This window comes from Candidatus Aquicultor secundus (assembly GCF_002791875.1).
GTDB lineage: Bacteria > Actinomycetota > Aquicultoria > Aquicultorales > Aquicultoraceae > Aquicultor_A > Aquicultor_A secundus.
Genome location: NZ_PFNG01000231.1, coordinates 16,730 through 28,220, shown reverse-complemented (window position 1 = coordinate 28,220; position 11,491 = coordinate 16,730). Strand labels below are relative to the sequence as shown.

Here is an 11,491-nt window from a genome sequence, read left to right as displayed (position 1 = left end):
CATCTAATCGCTGTTCACTGTTTGCTAATCGCTCCTTCAGAATGACAACTAATCGCCGTTTGCTGTTTGCTATAAGAATGACAATTAAGCGCCGTTTACCATTTGCTAATCGCTCCTTCAGAATGACAGCAAGATGCACCTTCCTTATATTGCGGCTAGTCAAAACACCCGTTTTCGTTGAGGCCGCGCATTTTATAATACTTTTGCAGCTCCTCGATAAACCTGGCCTTGTCGATAGGCCGGATATCTATGCCGTCGCCCGATGACCCGGGTTCGGTAAAAAAGCGTTCGGGTAGCATGTCGTCCTTAGACGAAAAGCCGTTGCTGCAATTATAGAATCGTTCGTCTTTAACGATCCGCTCACCGATTTTCAGAAGAGACTGCCCCGTGAACTCGATCCCGGTTACCCCGGTCAGCATCTCTGCATACTCCTCAAGCGAGGCCGCAAGCAGTGCGAACTTGCAGATTTCCAGGGAGTCGGCGACGGCATTCGTATCCTCTGCGATCTTTATAATGCGGGCTTTTCCCGAGAACGAAAACCTGTCGGTCGCAACCGGTTTGCGGAGAATCTCGTTCGCTATCGGGTATGCACGCAGGTGGCATCCCCCCCTGCTGCTAGTAGCGTAGGCGAGAGCCATACCGTAGGCCCCACGCGGATCGTACGCGGGAAGCTCCAAACCCTTGACCGACATTGATGCCTCAGGGGTGCCCAATGATTCGCACAGCCTGACGGAACCGAGTGCAAGCTTTTCGCCCTCGCCCTCGAGCACCGCAGTCTTTTGAACCAGCCGTACTATCTCATCCGGCCCAAAATACCTGTTCGTAGACTCACCGTAAGCCGCTATCGTAGATGCCATGCTGATGGTATCCATCCCCAGCAGGTTACATAGCTCATTTGATTTAACGATGGAGTGAATGTCGCTGTTTCTATTCAATGCCCCAAAATGAGATGCGGTCTCGTATTCGGGGAGGGCTTTGCCGCACGAGTCGACCTTCTTGCACCGAATCGGGCATCCGAAGCACCCCTCTTTCTTGGCTTTATAGTGCCGCTTAAACGAAGGCCCGGAATAATTCCCCGCACCCTCGAAGAATGTCTTGCGAAAGTTTTCGGTTGGAACCATACGCCGCTGCCGGATTAAATCCACGAGGGCGGGCGTCCCATACTCGCTGATACCGAGTTCCCCAAAGATAATGGGCGATGCTTTGAAAAGGCGCATGACATCCTCCTGCCCCTTTTTAAAGCTCTCTTTCTGCGCAATCTCAACCCTGCGCCCGCCGTTCACGACAACCGCCTTCAGGTTTTTCGACCCCATAACGGCGCCAAGACCGCCGCGACCGACCGAATTTGAGGCGTTGACCATAATGTTCGCAAAAAGCACCCCGTTTTCGCCGGCAGGTCCTATTGCGGCAACACTCCCCTTATCCATCAAAGCGGACATCGTCTCAAGCGTGTCGTTTCCCCAAAGCCCCGAAGCATCATATAGAGCGGCATCCGTTTCCGTTACCTGGATATACACGGGTCGCCGGCTTTTGCCGGTGATCATTATCGCGTCAAGACCGGCTGCTTTGATTTTGTGGGCAAACAGACCCCCGCAGGAGGAATCGTAGATGGTGTTGGTAAGCGGGCTTCGCGACACGACCGACATCCTGGCCGATGTCGGTGAAGGCGTACCGCACAAAGGACCGACAGCAAAGATTAACGGCATCTCGGGTGAAAACGGGTCCAGCCGGAAGTAATCGCGCATCAAACGAATGCCCAGGCCCCTGCCGCCCAGATACTCGTAAAGCACATCGGCCGGGACGTCCTCCCGAACCGCTCGACCGCTGCTCAGATCAATTTTTAGGATTTTACCCGTCCACCCGAACATTCTTTCCCCTTTCACGCCTCAATAAGATGTTAGCAGGAGCGTTCGATGCCGGTCAAACATTTACCTGGTAATTTCTAAAGACTTCGAATATAGTGCCGATGGTTATTGCTAATCAACTTATCAGGGGTTATGCATGGATCCAAATAATATTAATGGCAATACAAGACTTCTTTCAGTAAAGGGTAGGCTTTTTGTCCTGCTCGTTGTCATGCTCCTGCCGTTCATCATCTTTTCCACGTATAAGGCGCTTGATATAAATAAGCGCCTTGAAGAAGAGACAAAGACCGAGAGTCTAAAGATTGCGCAGAATGTCGGCCACGACATCGACGAATATATCATCTCAACCGGCGAAGCGCTAATTCCTATCGCTAAAAATGAAAATGTGCGTGCACAAAACTATCCCAAAGTCAAAGCCCTGTTGCAAGAGATCGTACCTAAGTTTCCTTTCTATAACGTTATCCTTTTTGTAGATAATGATGGGAATATTCGTGCGGCTGCCGCTTCCGGGGCAATGACCAACAGCGAGGATGCAAAAAAGGTAAATGTGAGCGATACCGTATGTTACAAAAAATCGATCAGATCGGACGGTATGGCGGTCGGTGATTTCATATACAGCCGCTTGACGGGAATCCCCGTAGTCCATGTCACGTATCCCGTATACAATTTTGCAGGCAAAAGGATCGGTTTTATCGCGGCGGCGTTCGATCTTACAAAAATACAGAATAAGCTCATGCAGACACGCTTTGCGCAAGGTACGGTTATTAGCGTATTGGATGATAAGGGTGTCGTTATCGCCCGGAGCAATGATCCAAAAAAATGGGTCGGCAAGAACCTTTCACATGAGCCGTTCTATAAAACGATGCTGGGGAAGACTTCGGGGACCGATACGTTAAAGTACCCTGATGGTACGACTATAATCTCCGGTTTTACGGTTGCATCTAAAGTGCCATGGTTTGTGAGAGTCTGCGTCGACGAGCGACTCATCCAAAAAGAAGTCACACGGGAACTCGCTAATCACTTTGCGCTATTTGTTCCGCTGCTGCTGGTTGCTTTGCTTGGTTGGCTCTGGATCGGGAGGGATGTTAATAGGTTGCATAAAATGACCGAGCGGCTCACTCTCATCGACCCGCTCACTGAGCTGTGGAACTACCGGAAGCTCTCTCAAAACCTTGAGCAAGAACTAATTCGGGCAAAGCGCTATAAAGAGCCCCTGTCTTTTATCATGATCGATATCGACTATTTCAAACAATACAACGACAACAATGGGCACCAACTGGGAGACGAGGCGCTCCGCACGGTCGCCGAGGTTATGCGCAGCGCAGTAAGGGATAGCGATCTTGTGTACCGCTACGGAGGCGAGGAAATGTGCGCCGTGATGCCGAACACCGATAAGGAAGGTGCGACCGTCGTCGCTGAGCGCATCAGGGCAAAGGTCGAACAATCAACCTTCCAGGGTGAATCAAAACAGCCGACCGGAAAGCTAACGATCTCTCTCGGCGTTGCGACATATCCGTTCGACTCTATCTCTAAGGAAGGGCTCATAAACAGTGCCGACGTCGCCCTGTATAAAGCCAAGGAAAACGGCAGAAACAGAGTTGAGACGTGTAGCGGTAACGGTACGTCCTATGAGTTGAAAACCGCCTCAAATTAAGCCGCCGGCAAACCGACTTATCCGATCACATCAAAGTCGTGACCGATCCCTTCGGCCTTAGCTTTATCGAGAAGCATCCTTGCAGTTGCGATATCCTGTATCGCCAGCCCCGTGGAATCAAAGACGGTGATCTCATTTCCAATGCGCCCCCGCTTTGCCCCGGTTACGATTTCGCCGAGCGTGGCGTAGATATCCACTTCGGCAAAGGATTCCCGCTTAATCGCTACGTTAATCTCGCCGCTGTGCTTTGCCTGCGTGATGTCGTCGACAACCACTTTTGCATCGGCTAAAATCCTGGGGTCGAGTTCCTGTTTGCCCGCCGCGTCCGCGCCTATGGCGTTGATATGGGCGCCCTCTTTCACCCACTCCCGCTTCACTATAAACTCTCTGGACGGGGTCGTAGTGCAGACTATGTCGCAGCCCGCCGCGGTCTCGATTGAGGCCGACTCGATAGGCAGATCTTCAAAATCGGCTTGAAACCTTTCGATATCTTCTTCGCGCAGGCTCCACATGTAAATCTTTTCGAACTCGAAGTAATTAAGCAGCGCAAGCAGCTGGGTTTTTGCTTGTGCGCCCGCCCCGATAAGGCCCAATGCCGTTGAGTCTTTTCGTGCAAGATAGTTCGCGGCCACTCCCCCGGCGGCACCCGTCCTGTAGCCCGTTATCTGGGTCGCATCCATAATGGCGAGCGGAAAACCGGTTTCGGGGTCGTTAAGCACGAGCATCGCCAACACGGTCGGCAACCCCTTACCGGGATTGCCCGGATACACACTCACCCATTTCAGGCCGGCGGATTTTTCGACATATGCCGGCATTGCCCTAAAATCACCACCGTAGTGCTTTAAGTCGAGGTAGAGTTTTGGAGGCATAACGACTTTACCAAACCCATATTCCCGAAATGCGGTCTCCACCGCCGCCAGGGTATTCGGCATATTGATGATCTTTTTTATATCAGATGCTGTAAGCAAACGAGTCTTCAATCTCTGCCCATCTTTGTTTTTCTCTGCCCATCATTGTTTATATTATACGTTTAGCCCCAGCATAAACAAACCCTTGTAGGGAGTATGCAGTAGGCAGAATAAAACCTTCTTCTTACAGTAGCCTAGCTACGCCTAGACGCTAACTAGTGACAGTCACTGTGAGTGCACCCGAGATTCTTCGCTATCGCTCAGAATGACACCTAGCAATACTCTTCATTAAACCCATACTCTCGACCCACAACACCCTGCCTACTCCCTACTGCTTGCTGCCTCTCCGGTTTCCAGCAGTACCATGGTCCCGATGCGCACTATCTGTGCTTACTGCCTACTGCTTACTGCTTACTGCTTACTGCTTACTGCTTACTGCTTACTGCTTACTGCTTACTGCTTGCTGCTTGCTGCCTCTCCGGGCCCACGCTACTGAACGGCGCGGAAATAATGGCCGGTTGTTGTCTCGGCGGCTGGGAAGAGCCGGTCGGCTTTCTTAAGAACCGGGGTGACGTCGTCAACACCCGCGGTTATAAGGTCGATGGCTTCGCGGTAGAGCCTGGTAATAGCACCGGCAGCTTCCGGCTCGTAGCGGTTGAGCAGAAGTCGCAGTGAACCGACACCTGTGCGCATGAGATTGGCCGTGTTGGGAAGCATGTTGAGTTCTCGTGAGTTGTAGATATGCGAGCGGCATCTTGTGTCCTGTTCGACCGGGAATTTGAAGCCTTTTTGATCCTCTATATAAAAATCGCGCATCGAGCAGAACTCACAGCTTTTTTTGGAGGCGCTCGGTACGCAGTGCTCGGCGGTCATTACCTCGAGCCAGCCGTGAACCAGGGCCTCGGTTTCTACATCGACGGAATTTGACAGTGCGGCTAACTGGTCAAGGGTCAGCTCGGATGACAGGCATATTCTTGAAGCGCCGCTATCTCTGAAGAACCGGGTGCTTACCCTATTGAAGTTATTGATATGGTAATCGAGAAATAGCGGCAGCCCCAAATCCCTAACCGCACGAAATATCCCAAAGTTATCGATGAGCAGAGCATCTAAATAATCTCTTTTGGATTCGATAAGCGCGAGCAGAGCGGATATTTCGCTCTGGTGGATTATATTACCGATCGCCAACGCCAGCTTTGCGCCCTTCTCGGCGGCCATTTCTGAGAGCTTTGCAAGATCAAAACCCCCTTGTCGTAAAAAGCCGGGCCTCAAGTAGAGCCAATCAGCGCCGTTTTGGGCGGCCTGGACCGCTTGATCGGGTGAACTTACATCGGCTGCAAGAAGCGGTTTCTGAGGCTTTTTGGTGCGCTCTGGGCGCATAATGGCATCGAGTTCGTCCTGCGCTTTTTTGGGTGCTACCCGTGTTCGCCGGTACGCTTTGACTCTCTCGGTATCGAGTCTCTCGACCAGGGTGCGCCTGAGGTCGTTGAGTTTTCCAAGGGGAACCATAGCACCCGAACCGACCGTAATATCCCATGAATCGACCTCGTAGATCGTGTTGCCGAGTCTGTTCAACTGGGAGATTACGTCGTGTTCGCAGAGGGTTCTTTTCTCACCCTTTTCGGCGTTAAAATCGCTCGTCACTTCGGCTCGCTGGCCGCCGTAAGCCGGGTTTACGTGCGCTTTCAGTTCGATGGGTTTTCCTACCTCTATAAATGCAGACATCTCTATAGGCACCCGCCGGGATACCGCACCCGTTATCGATTCCCTTGCGGTTTTAATAAGCCGCTCGTTATATATCCTGAAAACCCGATCGCCCGTGTTGATCTTATGACGTTTGCCTTTAAGAACGATTACCGCCTTCGACCCCTCGGGCGCACACTCGACACGCTTATCTGCAATAAGCAACTCGTCGACTTTGGCTTTAACCCTGCCGCCGTGGCTTACCCACACCTCGATCTCGTCGCCGACGCACAGCTCGTGTTTCAGCTGCAGGCCCAGTTTGCCTGTATACACGTCCAGGTAGGTTACCCTTCCTATGAGCATGCCGCGGTCGCTCGGCCTGTCGAAACTCATGAGACGGCTGTCGCGGATATCCTTGAAATATCCCTCGGTAAAGCCGCGGCTGAACACTTCTTTGAGTTCGTTTATCTCTTCATCGGATACGCTGTAAGTATCAGGGTCGCGCAGGTACCTATCGATTGCATTGCGGTAAACTCGCACAACGGTCGCCACGTACTCGGGCGATTTCATGCGACCCTCGATTTTAAGCGCCTTTACACCGGCTTTCGCCAATTCGGGCAAAAGCTTGATACCGCTTAAATCCTTTGTGCTTAAGATGTGTTTGCCCGGCGTCGGCCAGACTTCTTCGCGGGAACCCGCGACCGAAAGGCTGTAGCCTAAGCGGCATGCCTGCGGACACATTCCGCGGTTGCCGCTTCTATTCCCCACCATACTGCTGAAGAGGCATTGTCCGGAGTATGAGAAGCAGAGGGCGCCGTGGATGAATGTCTCTATTTTAACGGTGGTCGAATCGCATATTTCGGCGATTTCGCCTATCGATAGCTCGCGCGCCAGGGTAATACGGTTGGCGCCCTGTTCTTCGAGAAATTTCACCATTTCCAGGTTGTGCGTGTTCATCTGGGTGCTGGCGTGCACGCGGATATCGGGTAAGAGACGCTTTACCAGTTTAAAAACGCCCCAGTCCTGGATGATAACGGCATCGGCGCCCGCGTTGTTTATTTCTGCAAGGCTCTCGATCGCCGAAGGCAGTTCCCCGTCGGAGATTATCGTGTTAAACGCGACATAGACCTTTGTCCCCCGAAGGTGGGCATCCCGTACGGCTTTCTTTAGCTCATCGATTGTGAAGTTGCCGGCCTGGCGGCGTGCGCTGAATTTTTCAACGCCCAAGTAGATGGCATCCGCCCCACTGTTGAGCGCGGCGTCGAAGGCCTTTCTGTTACCCGCCGGTGCCAGGAGTTCAAGTTTATTATTCAATTGTTCACTCTCTCTGTTTTCAACCATAGTTTAATCCATAAAAATATAGATAAATTTCTTTCCGAAATTAGATTATACTATGATACCCCATACTTCCAACTTCCTGGTCGAATACGCCCCTTTATCCCAATGCGTGAGAAAAACTAGCCGATAGTTTGGGTCGGTTAGACATCATTTAGGGAATATCTAAGAACAAGATGAAAAGAACGGATGAAAGAGTGATGCCGGTTTGAAGAAATTCGTCTTTCTTACAGTTCTTGGACTATTTTTAACAGTATTCTTAGCAAACAGCTTTGCCGGTGAGGCAAACCAATTCGTAAAAGTCGAAAACAATGCCTTGCTGAAACAAGCCCAACGCTCTTATATCTTGGCTAATGACGGCGCTGTCCTTACCAGGCTGTACCTTGAAAATCGGGAGGATATCCCACTTCAGAATGTTCCTCCGGTCGTGCAAAAAGCGTTTATCGCGATTGAAGATGAGCGCTATTACCAGCACAAGGGCGTCGATTTTTATGGGATCGCGCGGGCGGTTGTCACCGATATCAAGCACCGGCAGATTGTTGAAGGCGGAAGCACGATTACGCAGCAGTATGTTAAGAACAGCATCGGCTCTAAAGACCGCACGCTCTCTAGAAAACTGCGCGAGGCCGTTATGGCGACGCGCCTGGAACAGAAGTACTCAAAGAAGCAGATACTGGAAGCATACCTGAACACGATTTACTTTGGCCAGGGCGCTTACGGTATCGAGGCCGCATCAGAGGTGTTCTTTGGGAAAAAGGCGTACAACCTCACTCTCGCCGAGGGCGCATTGCTGGCGGGCGTGACGAAATCGCCGCAGAACTTCTCTCCTTACATTAATTTGAAACACGCGATAAACAGGCGTGATACGGTATTGGACCGCATGTTAAGCCTGAAGTTTATAACAAAGCAGCAGGCCGATCAGGCGAAAGCCACCCCCCTTCGCGTCGCCGTGCTAAAGACCGAACCCGTCGCCGCGCCGTATTTCGTGGAGTACGTTAAGCAGGCGCTCATAAAAGAATACGGCGTTAACAAGGTGTTTAAAGGCGGACTACGTGTTTATACTACGCTAAGCCCAAAGGCACAGAGACTCGCCGAGCGGGCAATCGCGAATCGCCTCTACCTGCGCAAAGACCCGCAGGCCGCGCTGGTGTCCATTAATCCGAAAAACGGCTATATCGTTGCAATGGTAGGTGGCCGCAACTTTAAGCAGATTAAGTATAACCTTGCCACCCAAGGAAAACGCCAGCCGGGATCATCATTTAAACCGTTTGTCTTGACTACGGCGCTTAAGCAGGGCTATGGCCCAAACAATACTTTTGATTCGTCCTCACCCCAAACGATTCGCATTTCACGTAGCCGGTATGATGCACCGTGGACCGTGCACAATTGCGAGGGAAGCGGGCACGGAATGATGACGTTGAGGGAAGCGACGGTTCACTCTGTAAACGCAGTGTATGCAAATCTTACCGTAGCGGTGGGCCCGGCAAATGTGGTCGAGACCGCTCGTCAGATGGGTATCACAACACATTTAGACCCCTATCCTTCACTTGGTATCGGTGGTCTCACGATCGGTGTCTCCCCTCTTGAGATGGCGTCCGCGTATGGGACGCTTGCTAATGGGGGCATCCATATCGAACCGACCTCAATTATTAAAATCGTCGATACCCAAGGCACTATCATAAAGCGGGCAAACCCGCTTAAAACCCGCGCAATCAGCGCTGAAATTGCGAACAGGGCTATCGATATTATGCAGGGTGTCATCCAGCGAGGCACCGCTACACGTGCCGCTATCGGCAGGCCTGCCGCAGGCAAAACAGGGACCAATGAAGAGTATCGCGATGCCTGGTTTGTGGGCTTTACTCCGAATCTGGTAACCAGCGTGTGGATGGGCTATCCGCAGGCGCAGGTGCCGATGTATGATGTCCATGGCAGCAGGGGCTTCGGCGGTATCATTCCGGCCTCGATCTGGCACTCGTATATGGGACAATTCCTGGCGGGTACGCCTGTGCTGGACTTTACGCCGGCCCGTTGGTCGGGAAAACAGGCAAAAAGGGGGTCTTCAGCCTCCAAAAGGAGGTCACTTCGACACGTCACGACGACGCAGCAGCCAAACCCGGCTCTACAACCAGGCACAATCCAGCCAACACAGCAAACGCCGCAAACAGTGGTAACGCCGACGAGCCCGCCAACAACGGCGGCACCCCCCGGAACAGCGGCAACGGCTCCGGGGACGGCGGGGACGACTAATCCACCCATTTCAGGTCAAGCGGAATCCACGGGTCACTAAGTTTTTAACACTATGTTATTAACACATTCTTTACAGGTGGGTGGTTTTGACGGTGAGTATCCTTGTTCTCACTGAATCAAACGCCGCATATTTTAGGGAATCATCACTACCCGTTTTAACTTCTTTTAACCCTTACAAGGCCAGAAGTTGTAAGTACTGTAACACCGTTGTTCTCGAGTTTATCCAGGAAGAGGTTCATGCCGATGGCGTCACTGGCTATGTGCCCGGCGACTATTAAGTTCATATGGTTTTCGCTTGCTTTTTTACGGAGCTTTTCGCTGAAATGCATGCCGACTATCGTACCCACTCCGGCATCGGCAAGGCGTTCCATCGCAGCTTCGGGACCCTCTGTACCGCCGGTCATATCCACAACGACCTTACCCGGACGTTTACTTGAATCCCCGGCAACGATGGCCGGGCCTGAATTGTTGAGTGCCGCGTCTTTATATTCCGGGATTTCACGTAGGGCCTTTATGATATCACCCATGGTCGACGGCGCTTTCTCATCCAGGTAACGCTGGACGAAATCCATGACCAGGTTATCGCACGGCGTATGGGAGTTCATAAAGCAAAAGCCGAGCAAGCGCGCCGCATCCACCGCCCGGTTGTGGTTGATCGGCATCAGGCCGCGACGCACCTCGGTCATGCGCTCCCCGATCAAATCATCGCCGATGTTAATCGGAACACCGTATTTCGCCCATATATCCGCCTGCATCGCCATTACGTCGGCCAGCGCCGCCAGCGCTTTGCCTTCGGGATGGTGGGCAAGCACGAGGTCGATCTTCTCGCCCTTTTCTCGCAGCCTATCCGCAAGGACGATCTCTTGGGTTTCCATATCGATCCCCGCTATAAGGCCGTTAATCTCGGTATCCGGGTCGCCGGTAAGCATCCTCGTGTCCGAGTAAGGATTTGTCAGCTCATCCGCATCGAAGAACTCTTTTTCGTCGTCCTTCATGTCTTCATACTGCTTGTTCTTTTTTTCCAACACCTTCTCAATCTCGGCCTCACCGCGTGGGTCGTGGTGGATTCCAACTTCAATCGCCAGGTCATAAATCGCACGGAACTTCATCATCCTTCTACCTCCATTTTTATAACTATCAGCTTTCACCATCACCTGGATACATATGGATTCCCCCGGATGGAGAATCTTAAAAGCATATTGGTGCCGGCCGAAATACCGATTCTGGGGCTTTTGTGTATCGAGACGGCCTCCGGTATACCGGCGGTTATGAAAAGGCCGCCCCCTCGATGCGCCATATCCGTGCCGTTATTGTTTATATCTACCTTCAGGGCTTTTGTTAGCTTTCCCGGGCCGTTGGTCAGATCGGTTATCTTCTTTACCGGGCGATTATGCATCATAAGCTCGATACCCGACACCGGCTCGACCGCACGAAGCAAAACAGCCCCGGCGCAGCCCTCTTCCCCAGTCACAACGTTAAGAAGGTAATGCACACCGTAGTTGAGGTACACGTACGCCCTGCCGGCGCGCCCGAACATTATCGCATTTCGGGGCGTCATGCCCCTGCACGCATGGCTGGCGGGGTCTCCCTCGCCAAAGTAGGCTTCAACTTCAACGATTCGCGCCGCCATAGCTCCCTGCGGGGTTTCCCGCACGAGCAGCCGCCCAAGAAGATCGACCGCCACGGTATCCGCCGCACGCTCGTAAAAACTTACCGGTAGCGGAGTGTATGCTTTGTTTGCGGTTGTATTCAAGGTTTTATTAGTGGACATCGGTAAGAAATTATAGCACAAACTCACCGAT

Annotated in this window: 7 protein-coding genes; 2 read left to right on the top strand and 5 right to left on the bottom strand. The window is 52.1% G+C overall.

The features are described from left to right. Nucleotides 1-155: 155 nt before the first annotated feature. Complete coding sequence (locus tag COY37_RS09900) at nucleotides 156-1,868, bottom strand: aldehyde ferredoxin oxidoreductase family protein (RefSeq protein ID WP_286977430.1); 1,713 nt, start codon at nucleotides 1,866-1,868, stop codon at nucleotides 156-158. A 133-nt stretch (nucleotides 1,869-2,001) separates the two neighbouring features. On the opposite strand from COY37_RS09900, the gene COY37_RS09895 reads away from it, so the two are divergent. After that, nucleotides 2,002-3,519, top strand: a complete 1,518-nt coding sequence (locus COY37_RS09895; RefSeq protein ID WP_286977429.1) for a sensor domain-containing diguanylate cyclase — start codon at nucleotides 2,002-2,004, stop codon at nucleotides 3,517-3,519. 17 nt (nucleotides 3,520-3,536) lie between these two features. On the opposite strand, the gene ala is transcribed toward COY37_RS09895, so the two are convergent. Both ala and COY37_RS09885 read right to left on the bottom strand, forming a co-directional pair. Beyond that, nucleotides 3,537-4,499: an alanine dehydrogenase gene (ala, locus tag COY37_RS09890; RefSeq protein WP_286678922.1), complete on the bottom strand. Its 963-nt coding sequence runs from the start codon at nucleotides 4,497-4,499 to the stop codon at nucleotides 3,537-3,539. A gap of 417 nt (nucleotides 4,500-4,916) precedes the next feature. Continuing rightward, nucleotides 4,917-7,421 carry a U32 family peptidase gene (locus tag COY37_RS09885; RefSeq protein WP_286678921.1) on the bottom strand — a complete coding sequence of 835 codons (2,505 nt, stop codon included), beginning with the start codon at nucleotides 7,419-7,421 and terminating at the stop codon, nucleotides 4,917-4,919. A 229-nt stretch (nucleotides 7,422-7,650) separates the two neighbouring features. Here COY37_RS09885 and COY37_RS09880 point away from each other — a divergent pair, with 229 nt between their 5' ends. After that, nucleotides 7,651-9,729, top strand: coding sequence for a transglycosylase domain-containing protein (locus COY37_RS09880; protein ID WP_286678920.1), 2,079 nt, complete (start codon nucleotides 7,651-7,653; stop codon nucleotides 9,727-9,729). Nucleotides 9,730-9,844: 115 nt separating this feature from the next. Here COY37_RS09880 and COY37_RS09875 read toward each other — a convergent pair whose 3' ends face one another. Together COY37_RS09875 and COY37_RS09870 are read right to left on the bottom strand one after the other, a co-directional pair. Beyond that, nucleotides 9,845-10,801: a hypothetical protein gene (locus COY37_RS09875; RefSeq protein ID WP_286678919.1), complete on the bottom strand. Its 957-nt coding sequence runs from the start codon at nucleotides 10,799-10,801 to the stop codon at nucleotides 9,845-9,847. Nucleotides 10,802-10,839: 38 nt separating this feature from the next. Beyond that, nucleotides 10,840-11,460 carry a DNA-3-methyladenine glycosylase gene (locus COY37_RS09870; RefSeq protein ID WP_286678918.1) on the bottom strand — a complete coding sequence of 207 codons (621 nt, stop codon included), beginning with the start codon at nucleotides 11,458-11,460 and terminating at the stop codon, nucleotides 10,840-10,842. Nucleotides 11,461-11,491 lie beyond the last annotated feature (31 nt).